25 protein-coding genes are annotated in these 25,227 nt (G+C 71.0%); 4 read left to right on the plus strand and 21 right to left on the minus strand.

Annotated elements, in window-relative coordinates:
* Positions 1 to 315 precede the first annotated feature (315 nt).
* From rpsO to truB, 6 genes are all read right to left on the minus strand, one after another.
* Positions 316 to 585 (minus strand): 30S ribosomal protein S15, encoded by a 270-nt coding sequence (gene rpsO, locus CXQ97_RS05910; protein ID WP_049829981.1) that lies wholly within the window; start codon positions 583 to 585, stop codon positions 316 to 318.
* Positions 586 to 688: 103 nt separating this feature from the next.
* Positions 689 to 1,684, minus strand: coding sequence for a bifunctional riboflavin kinase/FAD synthetase (locus CXQ97_RS05915; RefSeq protein ID WP_104179937.1), 996 nt, complete (start codon positions 1,682 to 1,684; stop codon positions 689 to 691).
* Positions 1,685 to 1,835: 151 nt separating this feature from the next.
* Entirely contained in the window at positions 1,836 to 2,495 is a 660-nt protein-coding gene (locus tag CXQ97_RS05920; protein WP_104179938.1) for a DUF4345 family protein, read from the minus strand.
* A 154-nt stretch (positions 2,496 to 2,649) separates the two neighbouring features.
* Entirely contained in the window at positions 2,650 to 3,081 is a 432-nt protein-coding gene (locus CXQ97_RS05925) for a hypothetical protein (protein ID WP_104179939.1), read from the minus strand.
* Positions 3,078 to 3,446 (minus strand): hypothetical protein, encoded by a 369-nt coding sequence (locus CXQ97_RS05930; protein WP_104179940.1) that lies wholly within the window; start codon positions 3,444 to 3,446, stop codon positions 3,078 to 3,080. The genes CXQ97_RS05925 and CXQ97_RS05930 overlap by 4 nt, the downstream gene beginning before the upstream one ends.
* 3 nt (positions 3,447 to 3,449) lie before the next feature.
* Positions 3,450 to 4,352, minus strand: a complete 903-nt coding sequence (truB, locus tag CXQ97_RS05935) for a tRNA pseudouridine(55) synthase TruB (protein ID WP_258062334.1) — start codon at positions 4,350 to 4,352, stop codon at positions 3,450 to 3,452.
* A 79-nt stretch (positions 4,353 to 4,431) separates the two neighbouring features.
* On the opposite strand from truB, the gene CXQ97_RS05940 reads away from it, so the two are divergent.
* On the plus strand, positions 4,432 to 5,607 hold the full coding sequence (locus tag CXQ97_RS05940) for a pyridoxal phosphate-dependent aminotransferase (protein WP_181034993.1): 1,176 nt from the start codon (positions 4,432 to 4,434) through the stop codon (positions 5,605 to 5,607).
* Positions 5,608 to 5,691: 84 nt separating this feature from the next.
* Here CXQ97_RS05940 and rbfA read toward each other — a convergent pair whose 3' ends face one another.
* From rbfA to rimP, 5 genes are all read right to left on the minus strand, one after another.
* Positions 5,692 to 6,129 (minus strand): 30S ribosome-binding factor RbfA, encoded by a 438-nt coding sequence (rbfA, locus tag CXQ97_RS05945; RefSeq protein WP_104179941.1) that lies wholly within the window; start codon positions 6,127 to 6,129, stop codon positions 5,692 to 5,694.
* 106 nt (positions 6,130 to 6,235) lie between these two features.
* The gene (infB, locus tag CXQ97_RS05950) at positions 6,236 to 9,208 is read right to left on the minus strand and encodes a translation initiation factor IF-2 (RefSeq protein ID WP_104179942.1); all 2,973 of its coding nucleotides are present in this window, start codon (positions 9,206 to 9,208) and stop codon (positions 6,236 to 6,238) included.
* Between the two features lie 121 nt (positions 9,209 to 9,329).
* Positions 9,330 to 9,767, minus strand: a complete 438-nt coding sequence (locus tag CXQ97_RS05955) for a YlxR family protein (protein ID WP_306739500.1) — start codon at positions 9,765 to 9,767, stop codon at positions 9,330 to 9,332.
* A gap of 35 nt (positions 9,768 to 9,802) precedes the next feature.
* Positions 9,803 to 10,801 carry a transcription termination factor NusA gene (gene nusA, locus CXQ97_RS05960; RefSeq protein WP_104179943.1) on the minus strand — a complete coding sequence of 333 codons (999 nt, stop codon included), beginning with the start codon at positions 10,799 to 10,801 and terminating at the stop codon, positions 9,803 to 9,805.
* 10 nt (positions 10,802 to 10,811) lie between these two features.
* On the minus strand, positions 10,812 to 11,486 hold the full coding sequence (rimP, locus tag CXQ97_RS05965; protein WP_258062336.1) for a ribosome maturation factor RimP: 675 nt from the start codon (positions 11,484 to 11,486) through the stop codon (positions 10,812 to 10,814).
* Between the two features lie 42 nt (positions 11,487 to 11,528).
* On the opposite strand from rimP, the gene CXQ97_RS05970 reads away from it, so the two are divergent.
* Both CXQ97_RS05970 and CXQ97_RS05975 read left to right on the plus strand, forming a co-directional pair.
* Positions 11,529 to 12,770 carry a DUF4439 domain-containing protein gene (locus tag CXQ97_RS05970; RefSeq protein ID WP_181034994.1) on the plus strand — a complete coding sequence of 414 codons (1,242 nt, stop codon included), beginning with the start codon at positions 11,529 to 11,531 and terminating at the stop codon, positions 12,768 to 12,770.
* Positions 12,760 to 13,848, plus strand: a complete 1,089-nt coding sequence (locus CXQ97_RS05975) for an aminoglycoside phosphotransferase family protein (protein ID WP_104179945.1) — start codon at positions 12,760 to 12,762, stop codon at positions 13,846 to 13,848. The genes CXQ97_RS05970 and CXQ97_RS05975 overlap by 11 nt, the downstream gene beginning before the upstream one ends.
* A gap of 34 nt (positions 13,849 to 13,882) precedes the next feature.
* Here CXQ97_RS05975 and CXQ97_RS05980 read toward each other — a convergent pair whose 3' ends face one another.
* The 9 genes from CXQ97_RS05980 to dxr all read right to left on the minus strand — a co-directional run bounded on the left by CXQ97_RS05980 (position 13,883) and on the right by dxr (position 22,850).
* Positions 13,883 to 14,692, minus strand: coding sequence for a TSUP family transporter (locus CXQ97_RS05980; RefSeq protein WP_104179946.1), 810 nt, complete (start codon positions 14,690 to 14,692; stop codon positions 13,883 to 13,885).
* 9 nt (positions 14,693 to 14,701) lie between these two features.
* Positions 14,702 to 16,498, minus strand: coding sequence for a proline--tRNA ligase (locus tag CXQ97_RS05985; protein ID WP_104179947.1), 1,797 nt, complete (start codon positions 16,496 to 16,498; stop codon positions 14,702 to 14,704).
* Positions 16,499 to 16,616: 118 nt separating this feature from the next.
* Entirely contained in the window at positions 16,617 to 17,519 is a 903-nt protein-coding gene (locus tag CXQ97_RS05990; protein ID WP_104179948.1) for a GNAT family N-acetyltransferase, read from the minus strand.
* A complete protein-coding gene (ispG, locus tag CXQ97_RS05995; RefSeq protein ID WP_104179949.1) occupies positions 17,473 to 18,639 on the minus strand; it encodes a flavodoxin-dependent (E)-4-hydroxy-3-methylbut-2-enyl-diphosphate synthase in 1,167 nt (388 codons plus the stop codon). The genes CXQ97_RS05990 and ispG overlap by 47 nt, the downstream gene beginning before the upstream one ends.
* A 99-nt stretch (positions 18,640 to 18,738) precedes the next feature.
* Positions 18,739 to 19,029: a YciI family protein gene (locus CXQ97_RS06000; RefSeq protein WP_104179950.1), complete on the minus strand. Its 291-nt coding sequence runs from the start codon at positions 19,027 to 19,029 to the stop codon at positions 18,739 to 18,741.
* A gap of 18 nt (positions 19,030 to 19,047) precedes the next feature.
* Positions 19,048 to 19,488: a hypothetical protein gene (locus CXQ97_RS06005; RefSeq protein WP_104179951.1), complete on the minus strand. Its 441-nt coding sequence runs from the start codon at positions 19,486 to 19,488 to the stop codon at positions 19,048 to 19,050.
* A 90-nt stretch (positions 19,489 to 19,578) separates the two neighbouring features.
* A complete protein-coding gene (locus tag CXQ97_RS06010; RefSeq protein WP_104179952.1) occupies positions 19,579 to 20,184 on the minus strand; it encodes a helix-turn-helix domain-containing protein in 606 nt (201 codons plus the stop codon).
* 39 nt (positions 20,185 to 20,223) lie between these two features.
* Positions 20,224 to 21,567 carry an RIP metalloprotease gene (locus tag CXQ97_RS06015; RefSeq protein ID WP_104179953.1) on the minus strand — a complete coding sequence of 448 codons (1,344 nt, stop codon included), beginning with the start codon at positions 21,565 to 21,567 and terminating at the stop codon, positions 20,224 to 20,226.
* The gene (gene dxr, locus CXQ97_RS06020) at positions 21,564 to 22,850 is read right to left on the minus strand and encodes a 1-deoxy-D-xylulose-5-phosphate reductoisomerase (RefSeq protein ID WP_104179954.1); all 1,287 of its coding nucleotides are present in this window, start codon (positions 22,848 to 22,850) and stop codon (positions 21,564 to 21,566) included. The genes CXQ97_RS06015 and dxr overlap by 4 nt, the downstream gene beginning before the upstream one ends.
* Positions 22,851 to 23,158: 308 nt before the next feature.
* On the opposite strand from dxr, the gene CXQ97_RS06025 reads away from it, so the two are divergent.
* Positions 23,159 to 24,535 (plus strand): HNH endonuclease signature motif containing protein, encoded by a 1,377-nt coding sequence (locus CXQ97_RS06025; protein WP_181034995.1) that lies wholly within the window; start codon positions 23,159 to 23,161, stop codon positions 24,533 to 24,535.
* Between the two features lie 102 nt (positions 24,536 to 24,637).
* Here CXQ97_RS06025 and CXQ97_RS06030 read toward each other — a convergent pair whose 3' ends face one another.
* Positions 24,638 to 25,186, minus strand: coding sequence for a dihydrofolate reductase family protein (locus CXQ97_RS06030; protein ID WP_104179956.1), 549 nt, complete (start codon positions 25,184 to 25,186; stop codon positions 24,638 to 24,640).
* Between the last annotated feature and the right edge of the window lie 41 nt (positions 25,187 to 25,227).

The following is a 25,227-nucleotide window of genomic DNA, read 5'->3' on the forward strand; positions in this document are numbered from 1 at the left end:
TTCCTTTGTCGGGGCTGAGCATCGGAGGCGATCGGCACCCGACGTGGTCCCGTCCCTTCTGGACGGTCCACGGCACCCGGTCTTCGATCGAGATCCACGGAGCAGCATGTCGCATGCGTTCCGGAGACCACTACCGAGGACCGCGAATGCGCGGTGCCGGTCGACCCCTGCTGTGCGTTGATCATTCCTGCTGGTGCAGGCCGTGCTGGTGGTGCTGGTCCTGCCCGTGCCGGCGGGGACTAGGTCCCGTCCGCCCGGTCGAGCAGAGAAGGCGGCTTCCTCCCCGACAGGGAGGATGCCGCCTTCCGGTGCTGTCTATCGACGCAGACCCAGGCGCTCGATGAGCGTCCGGTAGCGCGTGATGTCGGTGTCCCGCAGGTAGTCCAGCAGGCGACGGCGGCGACCCACGAGAAGCAGCAGGCCACGACGCGTGTGGTGGTCGTGCTTGTGCATCTTCAGGTGCTCGGTCAGGTCGAGGATACGACGGGAAAGCATCGCGATCTGCACCTCGGGTGAACCGGTGTCACCTTCGGCCAGGGCGTATTCCTTGATGATTTCCTGCTTAATGGCGGCGTCAAGGGCCACGAGTAACTCCTAGAGTTGTACCGTGAACAAGTGCTGAGCATCGCTTGCACGACGACACAGAAAAATCCAGCCACCACGGACTGCAGCCGGATCTTCGTCCAGTTTAGCGTCTGGGCTGTTGTTCTGTCGAAAGCAGGCCGCGCGCGCGCTCGACGTCGAGCTTCATCTGCTCGATCAGCGCCTCGGGCCCGGTGTAGGCCACCTGCCCGCGGAGCCGTTCGACGAATTCGACGACGACCGCCTGGCAGTACAGGTCGAAGTCCTGCACCCGCTCCGGGGGCCGGTTGATGACGTGCGCCTCGACCTGCCGGTCGACGCCGTCGAAGGTCGGGTTCGATCCGACCGAGATGGCCGCCGGCCAGCGGGTCCCGGCCTGGTCGACGAGCCAGCCCGCGTAGATGCCGTCCGCGGGGATGAAGCCCTCCGAGGACGCGGCGAGGTTCGCCGTCGGATAGCCGAGCTCCCGCCCGCGCGCCGCACCGTGCACCACGTCGCCGCGCATGCGGTGGGGGCGGCCCAGCACACGGGCGGCGGTGCCGACGTCGCCGGCCTCCAGGGCCTCCCTCACCCAGGTCGACGAGCAGCGCCGGTCGCCGTCGGCGTCCGTGGCGTCCACCGGGTAGCTGGCGCCGAAGTCGTCGATCGTGATGACCTCGAAGCCGAGCTTCCGGCCGAGCTCGCGCATGGTGTCGAGGTCGCCGCTGTTGCCCCTGCCGAAGCGGACGTCGTGGCCGATCACGACGGCCCTGGCCTTCAGCGCCCGCACGAACACCCGTTCCACGAACTCCTCCGGGGAGGAGGCGGCCAGGTCGAGGGTGTAGTGCATCATCAGCAGCGCGTCGATGCCCGTCCCGGCGAGCGTGGCGACGCGGTCCTCGAGGCCCATGATCAGCTCGGGGGCGGATGCGGGACGGTGCACCTGGGCGGGGTGCGGGTCGAAGGACACGACGACGGCGGCCGCGGAACGCTGTCGCGCCGCCTCGACGACCTGCTGCAGGACGCGCTGGTGGCCCCGGTGCACGCCGTCGAAGTTCCCGAGCGTCAGGACGGAGGGCCCGAAGTCCGGGGGCACACTGTCCAGGTCTCTCCAGTAGAACACGCATCTCCTTCGTGGTTCGGCGGATTCCCGGGACCTCGGATGCGGTCCGGCGGGTCGCCGATCTCATTATGGCCGAAGGCGCCACCGCCGATGGCATCGCGCACGGCACGCACGAAGGACCTCCGGCGTGGCGGGGAGGGGCGTGGGCCGGTCAGCCGCGCTGCGCGAACTCCTTGCGGAGGTCGCTCGTCTTCGCGATGTACTTGTGCCAGACGAGCAGGGCCGGAGGGAATGCCAGTTCGACCACCATGAGGATGATCAGGACGTAGTTGGGCGTCCCGGAGAAGGCCCAGGACAGGACGCGCCCGATCCCGCCGACGAACACCATGAGGCACACCAGCCAGAGCATGTTGGCCCACTGGAACTTGATGGCGATGGTGATGAAGGCGGCGCCGACGCCGACCATCATCGCGGAGAAGAAGCGGAACTGGCTCTCGAGGGTGGGGTTCACGGGTGTGCCCTCGGTGTCGGGCAGGCCCGCCGTGCCGAGGATCAGGTAGTAGGCGCCGAAGGCGGCGAGGACGAGGCCCACCAGGACGACGACGGTGCGGAAGACGTTCCAGTCACCGCCCGAGGACGCGGCCTTGCCCCCCTTCCTGCCCTTGGCGGAAGTGCCGGGCTTCGGCGTGCCGGGCCTGGCAGCCGACGTCCCGGTCGCGGCGTCGCCGGATCCGGTCGCGCGCGGGGACGCGGGCCCGGAGGCCGCCGACGACCGGCCCTGATCCTGCGAGGGCGTGCCGGACGGGACCGACCCCGCGGGCCGTCCGCCGGGGGCGGAGGAGTTGTCGTGCTCGGGGCTGTTGCTGGTCATGTCGCTCCCTGGAGGCAGGCTGGATGGGCTCTAGCGCCATACTCTCACGGTGGGGTGTGCCGCCGGCAGCACCGAATGCGGGCTCCGCCCGCCGGCCACGTCGGCTACAGTCGATGGCCGGCCCGGCTCCGTCCGGAGCGGGCGGGCCGCGCCGTCAGTCGCGGCCGGGCCTGGTCCTGTAGAGCCACGCGAGTCCGAGGATCGGCAGGACGAGCGGCACGAAGCCGTAGCCGCGGCCGAACCCGGACCACACGGTCTCGTGCGGGAACGCCTGCGCGTCGAGGACGCTGAGGAGCCCCACCGTGACGACCCCCACAAGCTCGATGGTCACGGCCACGACGGACACCCGGTAGGCGCGCGTGCCGGCGCGGGCGAGGGACACCGTGGCCACGACGTACACCACGGCCGCGACGGCCGACAGCAGGTATGCGAGCGGTGCCTCGCCGAACTTCGTCGCGATCTGGAACGCCGCGCGGGCCGTCGCCGCGAGGGCGAACACCCCGTACACGGCGATCAGCAGGCGCCCGGGCCCGCCGGCCCGGCTCCTCCCCCGTGCATCGGACACCGCTCCGCGTCGGTCCGTCACAGTCCCGCCACCCCGTCCCAGATCTGCTCCATGCGGAAGAGCATGACGAACACCGTCAGCCCCGCCGCGGCGAGGACGAAATTGCTCCACCGCGTCTTCTCGAGGATCGCCCACCAGAAGGCCCCCACGGGGACGACGAGCGCCGTGAGGAGGTAGCCCCAGAATTCCCAAGCCTCCCCGAGCACGGGCTCGCCCGCCACCTGGCGGACGACGGCGCCCACGGCGTAGGCCAGCAGGAAGAGTTCGACGGCCGCGACGGACAGGATGGTGATGTCGTTCGGGGGCTGCCGCAGCAGTGCGGCTCCGATGCAGAGGACGGCGGACAGGAGGCACACGAGGGTCCCGACGAGGAGGAAGGGGTCCACCGGCTAGTCCTGCCCGCCCGGCGCGAACACCAGCGCGGTCCGGGCCGCCCCGCCGCGGTTCTCCAGCAGTGCCACGAGGGTACCGTCGGGTGCGAACGCGGCGACGGGTATGTCGGGCTCGGAGTTCGGCCCGATCCGGCGGCCGTGCGAGACGTCGACGGCCTCGGCGTCCGTGAGTTCCCGGACCGGGAACAGGGCGCGCCCGGCGTCGTCGAGCGGGAGGATCTCGAGGTCCGCCGCGAGCTCGTCCAGGGTGCGGGCCTGCTCGATGGAGTACGGACCGACCCTCGTCCTGCGGAGGACCGTGAGGTGTCCGCCGACCCCGAGCGCGTCCCCCAGGTCCCGGGCCAGGGCTCGGACATAGGTGCCGGAGCTGCACTCGACGGTGACGTCGACGTCCTGCAGCCTGCCGTTGCGGACCCGGCGCACCGCGTGGATGTCGAAGCGGTGGATCGTCACGGGGCGGGCAGGGAGGTCGACCTCCTCCCCGGAGCGGACGCGTGCGTAGGACCGCTCGCCCTTGACCTTGATGGCGCTCACGCTGCTCGGCACCTGCCGGATGTCGCCCGTCAGCTCCGCGACGGCGGCGCGGATGTCCTCCTCGGTCACCGCGGCCGCGATGCTGCCGCCGGTGACCTCGCCCTCGGCGTCGTCGGTCAGGGTCGACTGGCCGAGGCGGATGGTGGCGGTGTACGTCTTCGAGGTGCCCACGATGAAGGTCAGCAGGCGTGTCGCACGGTTGATCCCGACCACGAGGACCCCGGTGGCCATCGGATCGAGGGTCCCCGCATGGCCGACCTTGCGCGTCCCCGCGAGTCGGCGGAGGCGGCCTACGACGTCATGGCTCGTCCAGCCCGGAGGCTTGTCCACGATGATCAGCCCTGAGTGGACCTGCCCGGAATTCACGCCTCCCAGTATATGGGCCACCGCTGGGGGTCGCCGCGCTCCCGGCGCGGACGGCCGGGTGCGCGATACGATCCTGCCTATGCCTTCAGCTCCGTCCCGTGTGGTCAACGTCCCGGTCAACCAGATCCGCGAGATCACGCAGGCGGCGTGGGCCACCCCGGATTCCATCGTCCTCAGCATCGGCGAGCCGGGCTTCCCCGTGGCCCGGCACGTGCTCGAGGCCGGCATGGCCGCCCTCGACAGGGACGAGACGAACTACACGCCCAACGCCGGTCTCGCACCGGTGCGGGCCGCCTTCGCCGCGAGGTTCTCCCGCCTCGCGGGCGTCGAGGACGATCCCTCGCGCGTCTTCGTCGTCGCCGGCGCGCAGCAGGGACTGCACCTGGCGCTCAGCACCCTGATCGGGACCGGCGACGAGGTGCTGATCCCCGACCCGGGCTACCCCACGTTCACCATGACGGTGGGCCTGCTCGGCGGCGTCCCGGTACCGTACCCGCTGGTGCCCGGCCACGGGTTCCAGCCCCGCGTCGAGGACCTGCAGCGGCTCGTCACCGCGCGGACGAGGGTGCTGATGCTGAATTCGCCGTCGAATCCCCTCGGGTCCGTCTTCGGCTCCGACCTCACCCGTGAGCTCGTGCGGTTCGCGCACCGCAACGACCTGTGGGTGATCTCCGACGAGTGCTACGAGGCCTTCACCTACGACGTCCCGCACGTCAGTCCCGCCCGCTTCGACGCCGGTGGCCCCGAGGCCGTGTCCGAGGCGCGCGAGGCGCGCGTCGTGACGTCGCTGACGCTCTCCAAGACCTACGGCCTGACCGGCCTGCGCATCGGCGCGCTCGTCACCCCGCCGGGCATGGAGCAGCTGCTGAGCAACGTCATGGAGGCCACGGTGTCCTGTGTCGCGGCGGCGTCGCAGTACGCGGCCCTCGCCGCCCTCACGGGTCCGCAGGACTATGTGTCCACGGCCCTGGACCACTACCGGGACAACCGCGATGCGGCCACCGCGGTCCTCGACGCACGCGGTATCGGCTATCTCGATGCCCGCGGGGCCTTCTACCTGTGGGCGGACCTGTCCCACGCGACGGGCGGGGACGTCCGCGCGTGGACCCGGCGCTTCCTGGCCGAACGGGGTGTCGCCCTGGCGCCCGGCACGGCCTTCGGCGCGAGGGGCGAGGGCTGGGTGAGGATCGCTCTCTGCGGGAGGACGGACGAGCTCGTCGAAGGGCTCTCCCGGCTCCCCTCCCCGCAGGACTGACGCTTCTCCGGCCGGGAACGCGAGAGGCAGCCGACCTGCCGGCCGGCTGCCTCTGGTCGTGCTGGATGCACCCGCCCGGGAGGACTAGCGTCCCGCCTCGTCGTCCTCGGAGGTGCGGTACGGGGCCGCGTCCCCCGCGAAGTCCGCTCCCTGGGCGATCGCTGCCACTTCGGCGTCGCGCTCGCGTGCCTTCTGCAGCAGTTCCTCGAGGTGGCTCGCGTTGACCGGCACCTCGTCGGGGACGAACTCGAGCGTCGGTGTCAGGCGCGCGGTGATGTTCCTGCCGACCTCGGAGCGCAGCACCCCGCGCGCGGACTCGAGTGCCATCCGCGTCGCCTGCTGCTCGTCGACGTCCCCCAGCACGGTGTAGTACAGGGTGGCGTGCTGGAGATCGTTGGTCACGCGGGCATCCGTGATGGTGACCGCTTCCAGCCGCGGGTCCTTCACGCGGCGTCGGAGCGCCTCCGCGACGATGACTTTGATGCGCTGCGCGAGCCGCGCGGCGCGGGCCGGATCTGCCATTGCTGATACTCCTACTGAAGCGGATGGTTGGAGGACCCCGAGGGGTCCGGAGGGACGAATGGCGCAGGCGCCCTGGTGAACCAGGGCGCCTGCGCCGACCTACGTGCTAGACGCGGGGCTTCTCCCGCATCTCGAAGGTCTCGATGATGTCGCCTTCCTTGACGTCGTTGAACGACCCGAGGCCGATACCGCACTCGAAGTCGGTGCGGACCTCGGTGGCGTCGTCCTTGAACCGCTTGAGCGAGTCCACGGAGAGGTTGTCCCCGATGATCTTGCCGTCGCGGAGGACGCGCGCCCTCGTGTTGCGTCGGATGATGCCCGACCGGACGATCGAACCGGCGATGTTGCCGAACTTCGAGGAGCGGAACACCTCCCGGACCTCTGCGGTCCCGAGCTGCGCCTCCTCGTACTCCGGCTTGAGCATGCCCTTGAGGGCGAGCTCGATGTCGTCGATCGCGGCGTAGATCACCGAGTAGAAGCGCATGTCCACGCCTTCACGCTCGGCGAGGTCCGCCACGCGCTCCGCCGGCTTCACGTTGAAGCCGATGATGATCGCATTGTCGACCGTCGCGAGGTTCACGTCGTTCTGGGTGATCGCACCGACGCCGCGGTGGATGACGCGCAACTGCACGCCTTCTCCGACGTCGATCTTGAGGAGCGAGTCCTCGAGGGCCTCGACGGCACCCGACACGTCACCCTTGAGGATGAGGTTGAGGGTGTCGACCTTGCCCTCGGCGACGGCCTGGTCGAAGTCCTCGAGGCTGATGCGCTTGCGGCGCTTCGCGAGGGCCGCGTTGCGGTCCGCTGCTTCACGCTTCTCGGCGATCTGGCGGCCGGTGCGCTCGTCGTCGGTGACGAAGAACGTGTCACCTGCACGGGGCACGTTGGACAGGCCCAGGACCTGGACCGGACGCGAGGGTCCGGCCGTCGTGACGATGTCGCCGTTCTCGTCGAACATCGCACGCACACGGCCGTGGGCCGTACCGGCGACGATCGTGTCGCCGACGTTCAGCGTTCCCGACTGCACGAGCACCGTGGCGACCGCGCCGCGACCACGGTCGAGGTTGGCCTCGATCGCGATACCGCGGGCGTCCTTGTTCGGGTTGGCCCGCATGTCCAGGGCGGCATCGGCGGTGAGCAGGACGGCCTCGAGGAGATCGTCGATGCCCATGCCCTGCAGCGCGGACACGTGGACGAACATGGTGTCGCCGCCGTACTCCTCGGGTACGAGACCGTACTCGGTGAGCTGGCCCTTGACCTTGTCGGGGTTCGCGCCTTCCTTGTCCATCTTGTTGACGGCCACGACGATCGGCACGTTGGCCGCCTGGGCGTGGTTCAGCGCCTCCACGGTCTGCGGCATGACGCCGTCGTCCGCGGCGACGACGAGCACGGCGATGTCCGTGACCTTCGCACCACGGGCACGCATGGCGGTGAACGCCTCGTGGCCCGGTGTGTCGATGAAGGTGATGGCGCGCGTACTGTCCTCGTGGACGTGCTGGATCTGGTAGGCACCGATGTGCTGGGTGATGCCACCGTGCTCGCCCTCGACGACCTTGGTGTTGCGGACCGCGTCGAGCAGTCGCGTCTTACCGTGGTCGACATGGCCCATGACCGTGACCACGGGCGGACGGGCCTCGAGGTCGTCGTCACCCTCGGCCTCGAGCTCGGCATCGAAGTCGATGTCGAAGCTGCTGAGGAGCTCGCGCTCCTCGTCCTCGGGCGAGACGACCTGGATCTTGTAGCCGAGCTCCGTGCCGAGCACCTGGAAGGTGTCCTCGTCCAGCGACTGCGTGGCCGTGGCCATCTCACCGAGGTGGAACAGCACGGTGACCAGTGCTGCGGGGTTCGCCTCGATCTTGTCGGCGAAGTCCGTGATGGACGAGCCCCGGCGCATGGTGACGATGGTGTTGCCGTCTCCGCGGGGTACGCTCACGCCGCCCAGCGAAGGAGCGGACATCTGCTCCAGTTCCTGCCGCTTCGCGCGCTTCGACTTGCGCTGCTTGCCGCGACCGGCTCCACCCTTGCCGAAGGCACCGGCGGTGCCGCCGCGTCCGCGGCCGCCCTTGCCGAAGCCGCCACCGGCGGGTGCCCCACTGGGGCTGTTCGGTGCTCCGCCGGGTCCGCGGCGCGGACCGGCGCCCGCAGCGGCACCGGGTGCGCCGCGGCCGGGGGCAGCGGGACGTTCGGTGCGGTTCGGCATCATCCCGGGAGTGGGACGCGAGCCGGGGGCTCCTGCGGGACGGGGAGCGCCGGGGCGTGGTGCACCCGGGCGGGGTCCACCGGCACCTGCGGCGGGGCGGGGTCCGCCCGCACCGGCAGCCGGGCGGGGTCCGCCGGCGCCGGCGGCCGGACGCTGCTGTGGATCGTCACGACGACCGGGACGGGGCATGCCCTGCGACGGTGCGAAGGGGTTGTTGCCCGGACGCGGCGGCCGCTCCGAGGTGCGGTCGGCACCACGATCGGTGTCGCCGCGGCGGGAACCCATGCCCTGTGAGGGCGCGAAGGGGTTGTTGCCCGGACGGGGTGCGCCACCGGGACGGGCGCCCGAGGGGCGGGTCCCTGCCGAGGGAGCGGCGGGCGGTGTCGCCGGTCGGGGCGCTGGTCGCGTTCCCGGGGTCGGACCGCCCTGGGTGTCCTGCTGGGCAGGAGCGGGGGTGTTCTCCGCGGCCGGGGCGGCCGGGGCTGCCGGGGCTGCCGGAGCAGCCGGAGCAGGCGTCTCCGCCGGAGCGGCTCCGTTCGAGAACGGGGATGCCTGCGGAGCAGCCGGAGCAGCCGGTGCTGCCGGAGCGGCGGGGGTCGTCGGTGCTGCGGGCGCGGCCGGGGCGGGTGCCTCGGGAGCGGCCTGGCCTGCACCTGGCTTCGGGCCCGACGGCGCGGGGGCCGCGGGGCGTGACGGTGCGGGGGCGGTCTTGGCGCCGCCGCTGTCGGGGAATGCGCCGCGAAGCTTCTTCACGACGGGGGCCTCGATGGTGGACGAGGCTGAACGGACGAATTCGCCCAGTTCCTGCAGTTTCGCAACTGCGTCTTTCGAGGTTATACCGAGCTCTTTGGCGAGCTCATGTACGCGGACCTTGGCCACATTTCTCCTGTCTCGGTCCGCACCGAGCCAGGCACGAACCGTCTATTTCCTGCTGATGCCAGCCGCCGGGGCGTCTGGACGATCTAGTGCAGAGCGCAACGAAGAGGTCATCGTTGCGCACTCATCGCTGGGTACTCATCGGGTTTCCATGAGGGTACTGACCCGCTTTCAGGGAGGACGGTGATGAATCGGAGCGTTTGTCTCGACGCTCCAGGGATGCCTGGAAGCCCGCTGCCAACTGCGCAGTGTCCACCGGCCCACGGAAGGCCCTGTGAAAGGCTTTCCGCTTGACGGCCGTTTCCATGCATGCCGGGTCGGGGTGCAGCCAGGCGCCCCGTCCGGATAGCCGGCGCCGCTCGTCGATGACGGCGACAAGGCCCCCGTCGATCGGTTGTGCGACAACCCGCATCACGTGTGACTGGCGGTCCCGCCGGCGGCATCCCACGCAGGTGCGTTGCGGATGGTGGTCCTCCGGGTGCTGCCCGGAGTCTCTTCGATCGACAGAGTCTTTCCTGTCCACGAAGCCTTCCGGGCACGACGCCACAGCAGTCATCTCCATTCTACCCCTTCCGGTCCGGTCGGCGGACCGGCCTCCTAGGCCTTGGCCGCCCTGGCCGGCTGGGCGGGCTGGGCGGCATCGGAGACGATGTCGATCCGCCAGCCGGTGAGCTTCGCCGCGAGGCGCGCGTTCTGGCCTTCCTTGCCGATCGCCAGGGACAGCTGGTAGTCCGGCACGACGACGCGGGCGGACCGGGTGGACTCGTCCGTGATCGTCACGGACGTCACGCGCGACGGCGAGAGCGAGCTGGCGATGAAGGAGGCGGCGTCGTCGTTGTAGTCGACGATGTCGATCTTCTCGTCGTTCAGCTCGTTCATGACGGCGCGGACGCGGGTCCCCATCTCGCCGATGCACGCGCCCTTGGCATTGACACCGGGCACGTTCGCCTTCACCGCGATCTTCGTGCGGTGGCCCGCCTCGCGGGCGAGGGCGACGATCTCGACCGTCCTGTCGGCGATCTCGGGGACCTCCAGCTCGAAGAGCTTCCGGACGAGGCCCGGGTGCGAGCGGGAGAGCGTGATGGACGGACCCTTCATGCCCCGGTGGACGTCGACGACGAAGGCCCGGAGCCTCGTGCCGTGCAGGTACTTCTCGCCGGGAACCTGCTCGGGCGGCGGCAGCACGGCCTCCACGGAGCCCAGGTTCACCTGGATCATGTGCGGGTTGGTGCCCTGCTGGATCATGCCGGCGACGAGTTCGCCCTCCTTGCCGCGGAACTCCCCGAGGATGTTCTCGTCCTCGGCGTCGCGCAGGCGCTGGAGGATGATCTGGCGCGCGGTGCTCGCGGCGATGCGGCCGAACCCGCCGGGCGTGTCGTCGAACTCGCCGACGGGCGCGCCGTCGTCGTCCTTCTCGGTCGCCCAGATGGTGACGTGCCCGTTGCGGCGGTCCAGTTCGGCACGCGCCGTCTCGTGCGCGCCGGGCGTGCGGTGGTACGCGATGAGCAGTGCCTGCTCGATCGTGGGGATCAGCTTGTCCAGCGGGATCTCGCGTTCGCGCTCGAGCAGCCTCAGAGCGCTCATATCAATGTCCATGCGGGTCTCCTTACGCGTGGTGCACGGCGCCGGAGTCATCCGGTTCGGCACCATCGCTGTTCTCGTGGTGTTCATCCTCAAGATGCGCGAATTCGACCTGGACGGTCCCCTTGCGGATCCTGGAAAACTCGAGGGCGAGTGGATCGCCCTGTTTGGGCTTCATGCCCTTCTTGACCGGCAGCTGGGGGATCATCCGGATGCCTGTGGCGGTGACGTCCTGCAGGCGTCCGACGACGACGTCGCCGGTCACCGGCTTGACCTCGACCATGCGTCCCACGTTGCGGCGCCAGTGCCGCGGCTCCGTGAGGGGGCGGGATACGCCGGGTGAGGAGATCTCGAGGCTGTACGGGCGGTCGTCGTCCTCGGGGTCGCTGTCCATGGCGGCGGACAGATCGGAGGAGATGGCGGAGATCACATCGAGTCCCACGCTCCCCGTCGCGTCCTCGGGCAGGTCGACGACGACGTGGACGGTGCGGTGGGAGCCCGCGACCTTCACCTCGACGTCCTCGAGGTAGAGGTTGTGCTCCTCCACGACGGGCTGCAGCCTGGTCCGCAGGCGCTGTGCTTCAACCTGCAGTTCGGCCTCCACGGCTGACTTGCGGGTCGAGGCATGTTTTTCGTTCCCGGACCGGACCGCCATGGCTGCCTCCCACTCGATGATGTTGTCCACCAAGAGTACCGACATTCCGCGACGCCCGGTGTATGGCCGGGTGAAAGGCGTACTGCCGTGGGATCATCGGGAACTGTGATCAGGCAGGCGCGGACAGGTGGACAGCAGGGGCTCGGAGCCCCGGCAGCCTCCGCCGCCGCCGGGCGGCCGGCCCGGTGGGTGGCGAGGCTCGTCGGCCTCTTCCTGGCGGTCCTCCTCGTGGTCGGCATCGGCGTGGGCATGGCCCCCGCGGAGCCGCAGGCGCCTGTCTACTCCGCCTCCGAACAGGTGCAGCTCGACGCCGAGGGGCGGTACCGGGCACTGGCCGCGGACGCGCGGGCGGCAGCAGCCGCCGACCCGGCCCTCGCGGGGACCCTGCAGGCGGTCGCGGACGACCTCGCCGCGCAGGCGGACGCCGTCGCCCTGCCCCGCTCCCCCGCGCCGTCCGGTTCCCCCGCGGGTCCCACCCCAGCAGCCTCTCCCACTCCCGCGTCCGCCACGCCGCAGGCCGTCGATCCATCCGCCGCGTCGGCCCCGGTCGGCGCGGCGGAGGTGCTGCACCTGCTCCACGACAGCGCCCTCCGGAGCCTGCGCGACGCCGTCGGCGCCGCTCCCGGACCGGCCCGCGTCCTCGCCTCCGCCGGAGCCGGCCAGTGGCGGCACGCGGCGCTGCTCGGCGCCGCCCTCGACGTCGACGCGGCCCTCCCGTCCGCCGACGCACTCCCCGCTGCGGACCTCGCCGCCGGGACGGGCCTGTTCGCCGGGGCCGACCGGGACCCTGCCGTGCCGTCGGCGCACGCGTCCCCGGGCTCCGAACCGGGACCGGGCGCCCCTCCCGGCGGTGTTCCCGCCGACTGCGACGGCACGCCGCAGGGGCCGGAAGCCGACCGGCAGGCCCTGCTCAGCGCGAAGACGGCGGAGGACCGGGCACGCTTCGGCTACGAGGTCGCGGCGGCACTGCTCCCCGACACACCGGCACTGCTCGCCCGGTCATCGGTGCACGGGACGGCCGCCGACGCCGCCGCCGACCGCCTCGCGGATCTCTGCGTCCCGCCCGCGCCCGCTCCGGCCGGCTTCGTGATCGGCGGGGACTTCCGCGCTGATCCGGCCGCCGCCCTGCGGGACCTCGAACAGGAGCACGCAGGACTGTACGCGGGGCTCATCCCCGCCGTCGGGCCCGACACCCGCGCCTGGGCCGTCGCCGCCTTCAACGCGGCCGCGCAGCGCAGCCTCGACGCCGGCACGCCCCTGGGCCCCTTCCCGGGGCTGCAGGATGCGCCGGAACCGTCGGCCCCCGAGGACCCGGCCGATGGCGAGTGATCGCGCGCGGACGCGCGATGAGGGACCGGCGCGGGGCGGCAGCGGGGGCCAGGGCCCGGATGACCGTCGGACGGCGGCCGGGGCCCTGCCCGGTCTCCCGGGACGCCTCGTGGAGAGTGCGCGGACGATTCCCGGCGGGGCGCGGTGGCTGCGGGACTGGCAGGGACTGCTGGCGGACAGGCTCGCGGCCTGGGACCTCGACCTCGACCTGGCGCCGGGGCAGCCGGCCTGGGCGGGCCGGTGCGCCGTCGTCGTACCCGTGGTGCGGCAGGACGACGGGCGGACGGGAAGGGGCGTCCTCAAGCTGACCATCCCGCATGACGAGGCCCTCCCCGAACCCGATGCCCTCGAGCTGTGGGACGGGACGGGCGCGGTGCGGCTCCTCGCGGCGTCGCGCCCGGACTTCGCATTGCTGCTCGCCCGCCTCGACGGCGACTCCTCGCTCCTCGACGTGGCCCTCGACGCGACACCGCGGCCGTGGGCAGCGGTGCTGCGGCAGCTGTCGATCCGCCCCGGGGACAGCGCGGCCTGGGCCGCGATCCCGCACCTGGCCTCCGCGGCGGAACAGTGGACGGACACCCTGCCGGCGCGGTGGGACGAGCTCGGCGAGCCCTTCCCGCGGTGGCTGATGGAGGCGGCGCTGGAGGTGTGCCAGTCGCGGGGCGCCGTGGGCAGGAGATCGGAGCGCGACGTGCTCGTGCACTCCGACCTGCACTACGCCAACCTGCTCCCGACGACGCCCGGTCAGTTGCAGGACTTCACGGCGATCGACCCGAAGCCGGTGCTCGGCGACGCCGAGTACGCCGTCGCCCCCATGCTGTGGAACAGGCTCGACGAACTCGACGCCGGCGATCCCGCCGGCCATCTGCGGGCACACTGCACGGCCCTGGCCACCGCCGCCGGTCTGGACGTGGACCTGGCGTACGGCTGGACGGTCGTCCGGGAGGTCAGGAACGCGCTGTCCTACCTCGGGCACGGCCTCGCCGGGGACGCGCAGCGGTCCCTCTGGGTGGCGAGTTCGGTCCTGGGCCGGACCCTCGACGGGCTACCCCCGGTCGGCGCGCTGCCGACCCTCTGACGGCAGCCCGACAGCACTCGGACCGCCACGCCCGTCAGGGTCGCGACACCAGCGGGCGGACGTTCTCCACCCACACGTCGTAGCCGAGCTTGAGGATCAGGGCCCCGACGACGACGAGGAAGACGACGCGGATGAACCTGCTCCCCTGGCTGATGGCCATGCGCGAGCCGGTGTAGCCCCCGGCCATGTTCGCGGCGCCGAGGAGGAGCCCGAGGCCCCAGAGGATCGACCCGTTGGGGAGGAAGAACATGAGCGCGCCGAAGTTGGTGGCCATGTTCACGATCTTCGCCTTCGCGCTGGCGCCGAGGAAGTTGTACCCCAGCAGCGTGACCATCGCGATGATGAGGAAGGACCCGGTGCCCGGCCCGATGAGTCCGTCGTAGAAGCCGATGACGAGGCCGATGGCGCCGGCCGTCCCGTAGTGCCGCGCCCCCTGGTACCGCAGCTGCGTCAGGGTCCCCACCGAGGGCTTGAGGGCCGTGAACACCGCGACCGCGATGAGCGCCACGACGATGATCGGCTTGAAGACCGAGGACGGCAGCGAGGCGGCGAGGATCGCCCCGCCGAACCCCCCGATCAGCGCGACACCCGCCATGGGCAGCGCCGTCCGCAGGTCCGGGTGCGCGCGCCGGTAGTAGGTGACGGCGCTCGTCGTCGTGCCGAAGATGGACCCGAGCTTGTTCGTGGCGAGGGCCTCGACGGGCGTGATGCCGGGCACGAGGAGGAGCGCCGGCAGCTGCAGCAGCCCTCCTCCCCCGACGACGGCGTCGACCCAGCCCGCGGCGAATCCGGCGACGAGCACCAGCAGGATCGTGGCGAGGTGCAGTTCCTCGAGTCCCGACACCGCCTCGGCCTAGGAGGCGGTGAGCTCGCGCAGCAGCGCGACGGCCTCGTCCACGGCGACGTTCTGCGCCTCGCCCGTCCGGCGGTCCTTGACCTCGAGGACACCGTCGACGAGCCCCCGGCCGACGACGACGATGGTCGGCACGCCGATCAGCTCGGCATCGCCGAACTTGACGCCGGGCGAGACCTTGGGGCGGTCGTCGTAGAGCACGGTCAGACCGGCCGCCTCCAGGTCCCCGGCGAGCTTCTCGGCCGCCTCGAAGACCTCGGCGCCCTTGCCGGTCGCGACGATGTGCACGTCCGCGGGGGCGACGTTGCGGGGCCAGATGATGCCGCGGTCGTCGTGGTTCGACTCCGCGAGGGCCGCGATGGCGCGCGTCACGCCGACTCCGTACGAGCCCATGGTCACCGTGGCGATCTTGCCGTTCCGGTCCAGGACCTTGAGCCCGAGCGCCTCCGCGTACTTGCGGCCGAGCTGGAAGATGTGGCCCATCTCGATGCCGCGGGCGGCGACGAGCGGTCCCGATCCGTCGGGTGCCTCGTCGCCCTCGCGTACCTCGACGGCCTCGATGACGCCGTCCCAGGTGAAGTCGCGGCCCGCGACGAGGCCGAAGACGTGGCGGCCCTCCTCGTTGGCACCGGTGATCCACGCGGTGCCGCTGACGACGCGCGGATCCACGAGGTAGCGCAGTCCCGTGGTCCCCTCGGCGCCGAGGACGGCGGCGTCCGGGGCCAGGCCGGGCCCGATGTAGCCCTTCACGAGGCCGGGGTGCTTTTTCAGGTCCTCCTCGCCCGCAGCCTCCACGGCCACTTCGCCGCCCGTCTCGAGGTGGCCGGCGATGTTCGCCTCGATGCGCTTGAGGTCCACGGTGCGGTCACCGGGGACGCCGACGACGACGATCTCGCGCTCGCCCGTGGGCAGCACCGCCGCGAGGACGACGTTCTTGAGGGTGTCCGCGGCCGTCCATGTCCGGTCGCCCGGTGCCGCGGCATTGGCGTGGTCCACGAGCGTGCCGATGGTCGGCGTGTCCGGGGTGTCGCGGACCTCGGCAGCGGGCGCGTCCGTGAAGTCGAGGGCGTCGGGCACGACGGTGGTGACGGCCTCCACGTTCGCGGTGTAGCCGCCCGCGGAACGGACGAACGTGTCCTCGCCGATGGGCGTGGGGTGCAGGAACTCCTCGCTCCTCGAGCCGCCCATCGCTCCTGCGGTCGCCGTCACGGGGATCACCTCCAGCCCGAGCCGCTCGAAGATCCGCAGGTAGGCGCCGCGGTGGAGCTGGTAGCTCGCCTCGAGGCCCTCGTCGTCGACGTCGAACGAGTAGGAGTCCTTCATGATGAATTCGCGGCCGCGGAGCAGGCCCGCGCGGGGCCGGGCCTCGTCGCGGTACTTGGTCTGGATCTGGAACAGGCTCACGGGCAGGTCCTTGTACGAGGTGTACAGGTCCTTGACGAGCAGCGTGAACATCTCCTCGTGGGTGGGCGCGAGGAGGTAGTCGGCGCCCTTGCGGTCCTTCAGGCGGAAGATGCCGTCGCCGTACTCGGTCCAGCGGTTCGTCGCCTCGTAGGGCTCCTTGGGCAGCAGCGCGGGGAAGTGGACCTCCTGGGCGCCGATGGCCTCCATCTCCTCGCGGATGATCCCCTCGACCCGGGCCAGGACCTTCAGGCCCAGCGGCAACCAGCTGTAGATCCCCGGTGCGGCGCGCCGGATGTAGCCCGCACGCACCAGCAGGCGGTGGCTGGCGACTTCGGCGTCGGCTGGATCTTCACGCAGGGTGCGCAGGAAAAGGGTCGAGAGTCGTAAGACCACGCGGGTGTCCGTTCGTATCAGTACTGCCATTCACTCTCCCGCCGTCCGGCGGGAGACAACAGGTACCAATCTAGCGGGTTCGGCGGTTCGCCCCGTCGTTCCCGGGGGCCCGGCATCCTCAGAACAGGATGGTCGCGAAGGTGTCCACCTGCTCGAACCCCACGCGCTTGTACGCGGCGATGGCGCGGGCGTTGTAGGAGTTCACGTAGAGGCTCACGGTAGGGGCCAGGGCTCGCGCCGCGACGACGACGGCGGCCATGTACGCGGCGCTGAGCCCCTTGCCGCGGTGGTCCGGGTTCATCCAGACGCCCTGGACCTGCACGGCCTGGGAGGACACGGTGCCGAGCTCGGCCTTGAAGACCACCTGGCCGTCGTCGTCGAAGGCCGCCAGCGAGTGCTTCCGGCCGATGAGGGAGGCGACGCGGCGGCGGTAGTGCTCCGATCCGCCGATGAAGGGCGAATAGCCGACCTCCTCCTCGAACATCGCGGCGCAGGCCGGCAGCAGCCGATCGAGCTCCTCGGGCCGTGTGAACCGGAGGTCGGTCGCGGGCCGGATGAGGGGGTCCGCGTCGATGGCCATGAGCGGCTGGGTGGGGCGGACGTCGAACGGCTCGGCGCTGTAGTCCTCGAACGTGGACCACAGGTCCATGACGCCCTCGGAGAGGCCGAAGATCGACGAGAAGCTGCGCCCCGACCGCCCGAGGTGGTCGCCGAAGATGGCGCCGGTCTCGTCGGTGACGCCGACCGGGACGAGGTTCACGCCTGCCCAGCATGCCGCGCGGAGGTCGTGGTGGCGGAACATGCCGATGATCTCACCGCCCGCGAAGGACGGCGCGGCAGTACCCATGGACTCGAGGTGGGAGGCGACGAAGACGTTCGCCACCGGGTCCTCGTTGACGATCGCCCACAGGTCGCGGGTGTCGTCCTCGCCGAGCACCCGGAAGGACCAGGGCCCCTCGGGGTCGGGCTGCGCCCTAGCTGACGGTAACCATGGGGCCACCCTGGCCAGCAGTTTCGCCATCGGACTCACCCATCTCCTCTGCGAGCCGCATGGCTTCCTCGATGAGGGTCTCGACGATCTGGTCCTCGGGGACGGTCTTGATGACCTCCCCGCGGACGAAGATCTGGCCCTTGCCGTTGCCGGACGCGACACCGAGGTCGGCCTCGCGGGCCTCACCGGGTCCGTTGACGACGCAACCCATCACGGCCACGCGCAGCGGGACCTCCATGCCCTCGAGGCCTGCCGTGACCTCCTCGGCGAGGGTGTAGACGTCCACCTGCGCCCTGCCGCAGGAGGGGCAGGACACGATCTCGAGCTTGCGGGGGCGGAGGTTGAGCGACTGCAGGATCTGGTTGCCGACCTTGATCTCCTCGACCGGCGGCGCGGAGAGCGACACGCGGATGGTGTCGCCGATGCCCTTGGACAGCAGGGCACCGAAGGCCGTCGCGGACTTGATGGTGCCCTGGAACGCCGGTCCGGCCTCGGTGACGCCGAGGTGCAGGGGCCAGTCGCCGCGCTCGGCGAGCAGCTCGTAGGCGCGGACCATGATCACGGGGTCGTTGTGCTTCACGGAGATCTTGAAGTCGTGGAAGTCGTGCTCCTCGAAGAGGGACGCCTCCCAGACCGCGGACTCGACGAGCGCCTCGGGCGTGGCCTTGCCGTACTTCTGCATGAGGCGCGGATCGAGGGAGCCGGCGTTGACGCCGATCCGGATCGAGGTGCCGGCGGCCTTCGCCGCGTCGGCGATCTGCTTCACCTGGTCGTCGAACTTGCGGATGTTGCCCGGGTTCACGCGGACCGCGGCACATCCGGCGTCGATCGCGGCGAAGACGTACTTCGGCTGGAAGTGGATGTCCGCGATGACGGGGATCTGCGATTTCCTGGCGATGATCGGCAGTGCTGCGGCGTCGTCGGCCGAGGGGCAGGCCACGCGGACGATGTCGCAGCCCGTGGCCGTCAGCTCGGCGATCTGCTGGAGCGTCGCGTTGATGTCGGTGGTCGGCGTCGTCGTCATCGACTGGATGCTGATCGGCGAGTCCGATCCGACTCCCACCGAACCGACCTTGATCTGGCGGGTCTTGCGCCGGGGCGCGAGGACCGGCGGCGGCGCTGCGGGCATTCCTAGGTTGACCGAGGTCAAAGCTTCCTCCATGCTGGCGGCCTTGACCGCACGTCCGACGAGTTTCGTTTTTTCATTATCCACCCGCCCCGACGGTCCGGGACGCGGGGGCGATGCACGTCACACGTGGTCGCGGAATGCTCCGATGATCGGTTTCCATTCGGCGGTCTTGACCGCCGCGATGGCTCCCGCCAGGGCGAAGGGGTCCTGTCCGACCAGCCGGCTGAGATCCGATTCGCTCTCCGAGGTGAAGAGGAGGAGCGCTCCGCTGCCGTCGGCGAAGGGACCCGACGCGAGGACACGGCCCTGCCCGACGAGCTCTTCGAGCCACTGCCGGTGCGCGGGCCGGTGCTCCGCGCGGAGGGCGTCGTGATCGGGGTTGTATACGTACTCGACGGCGAAGATGCTCATGAACTCACCCTACGTGAGTCACAGCAGGTAGACCTTGACGAGGGTCGCGACGCCCGCGGCCCAGAGCATGGACGTCAGGGTGCCGATGATGAAGCGCTCCGACGCGGCCGGGGTCTCCTTCAGTTCTGCGTAGCGGCCGAGGGCCTTGACCGCCACGACGTAGGCGATGGCGACGGGCTGGCCGCCGAGGATGGCGACGGTCACCGCGAGGCGCTCGAGCACGCCGATGACCAGGCCACCGCGGAGCACACCCGGGGGCAGGGCGTCGACGGGTGCCTGCGGCGGCTGGTCGGGCGGCTCGGGGAGGTCGAGCTGCGGCTGGTCGGCCGGTTCCGGGAGCTCCTCACGGCGCCGTTCCGCGGTGTCCACGGAGCGTGCCAGCCGCAGCACGAGCATGGTGACGGGCAGGCCGACGCCGCCTGCCACCACGAGCGCCACCGCGATCCACAATGCGTCCACCGAGCCTCCTCCATGTCCTGTCGGTATGTCATGCATGTCTACAGCACGGCACCCCCAGCGGGGTGTCCTCGGGTCGCCGTCGGCGCCCGGCTACACCCCGGTGTCGGCCAGCGCCAGGAGCCGCGCCGCCGCGGGACGGACGGCCTGCTCCTCGTGCCAGGCGGCCCGCCCCGCCGCCTTGCTCACGGCCTGCGGGCTGATCCCGAGGGCGCGGGCGACGGCCGTCTGCGTGCCGCGCTCACCGGCGCGCAGGAGGTCGAGGATGCGCCAGTCGGCCTCCGACCGCCCCAGGACGTGCCGGCCGAGGAGCGCGAGAACTCCTTCCGCCTCCGCCGCCGCCCGGGCTCCGTCGTCGGGCGCCTCGACCGCCAGGGGCGCCCGGTCCCCCGTCTTCTTGGCGCGCTCGACCGCGTGCCGGGCCGCCACGAAGGCCGACCCGCGGGCCTCACGCGGTGAGCGCGGGAAGGGCCGTTCCACCTCGCCGACGCCGATGCCGACGTACCAGCCGCCGGCGCGCAGGCAGAGCAGGGCGGCGTCGACGACGTCGCCCGCCCCGGCCAGGGCGCCCTGAGCCTCGTCGCCGACGGAGCGTTCCCAGGGCAGGACCGTGGGAATCGGGGCGAGCAGGCCCAGCAGCTCAGGGACGCGATCGGCGGAGCTCCGGCTGCCTGCTTGGTCGATCGTGAGGACGAACATTCATCAACCGTATAAGGTTGAAATTCGAATTACAACCGATCAGCCGAAGAGGTCGACGGGCTTCACGATGTCGGCATAGATCAGCAGGACCCCCATGCCCATCAGCAGGATGGCGACGGCATAGGTCAGGGGCAGGAGCTTCGCCATGTCGAACGGTCCGGGATCGGGCCACTTGAACAGGCGGGCGACGCCGCGGCGCAGGCCCTCCCACAGCGCACCGGCCACGTGGCCGCCGTCGAGCGGGAGCAGCGGGATGAGGTTGAACACGAACAGGGCCAGGTTCACGCCGGCCACCAGTCCGATGAGCGTCGCTGCGCGCGACGCCACGGGGATCTCCTCCATGGCGGAGATCTCGCCGGCGATCCGGCCGACGCCCACCACGCTGATGGGGCCCTCGGGGTCACGGGGCGCGTCCGAGAAGGCGGCCTGGCCGACCTCGACGACGCGCTGCGGGAGGTTGAGCACCACCCCGGCCACGCGGGCCAGCGAGTCGCCGACGGCCGGCAGTACCGCGCCGGCGGGCTGCGGGACGAGTTCCTGCGTCGATCCGACGCCGATGAAGCCCACCTCCTGCGTCACGGCGTTGCCGTCGCCGTCGACCTCGGCCGTGCCGTCCGCAGCGGCCACGGGCCGCTCCGTCAGCAGGGGCGTGATGGTCGAGTCGACGGTCTCGCCGTCGCGCACGTAGCTGATGCCGACCTCGCGGCCGGCCGCGTCCCTGATCCACCCGGACAGCTCGTCCCAGTCCGTGACGTCCCGGCCGTCGAAGGCCACGACGCGGTCTCCGGGCAGGAGGCCGGCCTCGTAGGCGGGGGCGGCGGGGTCGTCCGCGCCGCACTCCGTCTGGTTGGTCTCGACCTGCCGGCTGGCGGGGACGACGCACTCGGAGACGGAGGCGATCGTGGTGGTGGGCTGGGCGGTCCCGAATCCCATGAGCAGGACGGCGAACAGCACCGTCCCGATCAGGAGGTTCATCAGCGGCCCTCCCATCATGATGATGATCCGCTTCCAGATGGGCAGCTTGTAGAAGACGCGGTCCTCGTCCCCCGGCTGCAGCTGCTCGGCCGCGGCCTGCCGCGCGTCGTTGGTGAGCTGCTGGAACACGCCGGTGCTGGACTGGCGCACGGCGCCGTCCTCGGTCGTCGCGGGCGGGAACATGCCCACCATCGACACGTACCCCCCGGCCGGGATCGCCTTGAGACCGTACTCCGTCTCACCGCGGCGCCGGGACCAGACGGTGGGGCCGAAGCCCACCATGTACTGCGTGACACGGACCCGGAAGAGCTTCGCGGGCACGAGGTGTCCCACCTCGTGCAGCGCGATCGAGGCGGCGATCCCCACCACGACGACGAGCACTCCGACGACGAACAGCAGAACAGTCACAGTTCTTCCTTCTGGCCTTCCGATACGGCCGCCGCCTTCGGCAGCGACTCCTGCGGTGGGTCTCCGAGGCCACAACGGGCCCGGGCGCTCGTCCGTGCCCAGCGCTCGGCCTCGAGGACCGCGGCGAGCGTGGGTTCCCGCCCGGCGCCGCCTGCCGCGTCCCGGGCGCGCTGGTCGTCGACGACCGCGGACACCGTGTCCACGATGTCAGGGAAACCTATGGCTCCCCTGTGGAAGGCGTCGACGGCCTCCTCGTTCGCGGCGTTGTAGACGGCCATGCGCGTACCCCCCTCGGCGGCGGCGCGCTTGGCGAGGGTGATCGCGGGGAACGCCTCCTCGTCCAAGGGCTCGAAGGTCCATTCGGCGGGCCTGCTCCAGTCGCAGGCCTTCGCCGAACCCGGAACCCTGAACGGCCAGCCGATGCCGAGGGCGATCGGGAGGCGCATGTCCGGCGGCGAGGCCTGCGCCAGCGTGGAGCCGTCGACGAACTGGACCATCGAATGGACCACGGACTGCGGGTGGACGACGACGTCGATCCGTTCCAGCGGGATGTCGAAGAGGAGGTGCGCCTCGATGACTTCGAGGGCCTTGTTGACCATGGAGGCGGAGTTCGTGCTGATGACGCGGCCCATGTCCCACGTGGGGTGGGCGACGGCCTGCGCCGGGGTGACGTTCCGCAGTTGCGCGCGGGTCATGCCGCGGAACGGCCCGCCGGAGGCGGTCAGGACGAGGCGGTCCACCTCGTCGGCCGTCCCCCCGCGCAGGGCCTGCGCGATGGCCGAGTGCTCGGAATCGACGGGGACGAGCTGGCCGGGCGCGGCGGCGGCCCGCACGAGGGCTCCCCCGGCGATCAGCGACTCCTTGTTAGCGAGCGCCAGCAGGTGCCCGGCGGCGAGGGCCGCGAGGGTCGGCTCGAGCCCGATGGATCCGGTGATGCCGTTGAGGACGACGTCGGCGTCGGGCCACGCGGCAATCTCTGCCGCCGCACGGGTGCCGGCGAAGAGCTGGGGCGCGTACCCGGAGACGCCGGCGGCGTCGGCCGCCCGGCCGATGGCCTGCTCGAGCGCGGCCTCCGACGCGGAGGCGACCCCGACGGCGGGGGCACGGACGGCGACGGCCTGGCGGGCGAGGAGTTCCAGGCTCCGCCCGCCCGCGCTGAGTCCGGCGACGCTGAACCGGTCCGGGGCTGCTGCGATCACGTCGAGCGCCTGCGTGCCGATCGAGCCGGTGGAGCCGAGGATCGAGACACGCCGGTGCTCGCGGGTGGGGTTGCTGAAATCCATGGCCCAAGTATCCCGCAGAGTGGGGGTCGGCATTCCCCCGGGGCATCGGTCGGAACGGCTCGAGTTCGGCGATTCGTACTCCCTTCCGGCCCTGTGATTGGCGCCGATAGTGTCGGTGCCGGGTGATTTAATGAGGTATGTCCACCGGATAGGCGCTGCTGACTCTCGAGGACGCCTACGACGAGGCGACTTGGGGTTGGCCTGCGGATGCGTTCGACAAGGTCCTCGGCTCGGAGGGGGAGTTCGACGATGCCGGGGTCGACGAGCATGCGCGTGCCCGCGTCGAGAAGGCATCGCCGTACGCCCTGGTGGGCCGGCTGGAGGACGCCACGTCCGGCGTCGCCGATCCCCCCAGCCTCGCGGTCACGCTCGATCTGCTGCGGGCGACGGACCGCCTGGCGTCATGGGCGGCAGCCCAGCGGGCCCGCTTGGTCGCGCAGGTCCATACCTTCAGCGATCGCGAGCACCATACGTGGTCCGGCCGGTCGTCGTCCCTCGCGGTCACCGAGACGGTCGTCGAGACCGCGGCACTGCTGAAGCTGTCCGAAGGTTCCGCCGCGCGCCTCGTCTCGGAGTCGCTGACGTTGACCGGTGAGCTGACCAACACGCTGACGGCCCTCGAGAGGGGCGAGATCTGCCCCGCGCGCGCGTCGGTCATCGTGGAACAGTCCCGTACCCTTCCTGACGACGCTGTGCACGCCTTCGAGGCCGAGATCCTGAAGACCGCAGGCGATGTGAACCGACCCAGGCTGACGGCGCGGTGCCGGCGGCTGCGGGAGAAGCTGCACCCCGAGACGCTGACCGCCCGCCGGGTGAAGGCGGCGGCCGACCGGTGCGTCGTGTTCGAGCCGGATCAGGACGGCATGGCATGGTTCAGCGCTTTCCTTCCGGCGGAGCAGGCGCTGGCCCTCCACACCACCGTGGACGCGGCAGCCCGTACCCTGCGGGCCGATGACGACCCGCGGACCCTGCCGCAACTGCGGGCCGATGTCCTGGCGGACATGCTGCTCAGCACCGGCGGAACCACCGGCGTAGCAGCCGCTTCCTGCGAGAACCGCCGGGGTGGCGGCGACAGCACCGATGCGGGGCACGCCGGTCGGGGTGCGCGTTCTTCCTCGGCGAAGATCGTGGTCACCGTCCCGGTGTTCTCGCTCATGGGGCTCACCGATGAGCCGGCGGAGCTCGAGGGCTACGGCCCCATCCCGGCCGATGCGGCCCGGAAACTCGCAGCGGACGCCACCTCGTGGATGCGTCTGCTCACCCACCCCTGCACCGGTGCGGTTCTCGGTCTGGACCGCATGCGGTATCGCCCGAGCGAGGACTTGCGGACATGGGTCCAGCTCCGGGACAAGACGTGCTGCTTCTACGGGTGCTCCCGTCCCGCCAGCCGCTGCGACCTCGATCACCTGCTCGCGTGGGCCGACGACGGATCGACCGGTCCGGACAACCTCCATCCCGCCTGCAAGCGACACCACATGCTCAAGCATCAGACGGACTGGACCCCGAGTCCCGATCCCAGCGGCGGCCTGACCTGGCTGTCGCCGGGTGGCCGCGCCTACACGACGCCGCCCGAGCCGCCGCCGGGCGAGGCGGGAAGTTCGCCCACTGCCCGGATACTGCAGGGCGTCGAGATCGCGACGCGCGTGGAGCAGATGCCTGAAGCCGCAGCGCTGCCCCCTTTCTGAGCGAAGGTTCAGCAGGACAGGGCTTCTGCGAGAGCGCCGTGCGAGGGTGGGACCAACGCCTTCGATCGGCTCGACGGGAAGGGACTGCGGCGGCGGGTGTGTCTACGTGCGCGGCTCATACCGCAGGGCCACCGCTCCTGAGCCGAACTCCTGCCGGTCCACGAGCCGGAGGTCGACCCGCTGCGCAAGCCCGGCGAAGAGCGTGGGACCATGGCCTGCGATCCGCGGGTGCACCACGAACTCGTACTCGTCGATCAGGCCCAGTTCCGCCAGCGCCAGCGGAAGCGTCACCCCGCCCGTGAAGAGTCCCCGGCCCGGCGCCTGCTTGAGCTCCAGGACCGCCTCCGCCAGGTCGCCGCGCAGCAGCTCGGCGTTCCAGTCGACATGCTCCAGGGTGCTGGACACCACGTACTTCTTCGCCGCATCGATCGTCCGTGCGAAGGGCTCCGTCCACGCGGGCCCTCCACCTGCCGGGACGGGCGCGCGGAACGCCGCTTCCATCATCTCGTAGGTCACGCGGCCGAACAGCAGGGCGTCGGCCCGGAGCAGGTTCTCCACCGCATGACGGTGCAGCTCCTCGCTCGCCTCGCCCTCACGGTGGTCACAGCACCCGTCCAGGGTGATGTTGATGGAGTACCGCAGTGGTTGCATCGCCCCAGCGTACGGCGATCACAACGGAGCACAACCCCCGC

The organism is Arthrobacter sp. B0490 (assembly GCF_002929355.1).
In the GTDB taxonomy this organism is placed as follows: domain Bacteria; phylum Actinomycetota; class Actinomycetes; order Actinomycetales; family Micrococcaceae; genus Arthrobacter_D.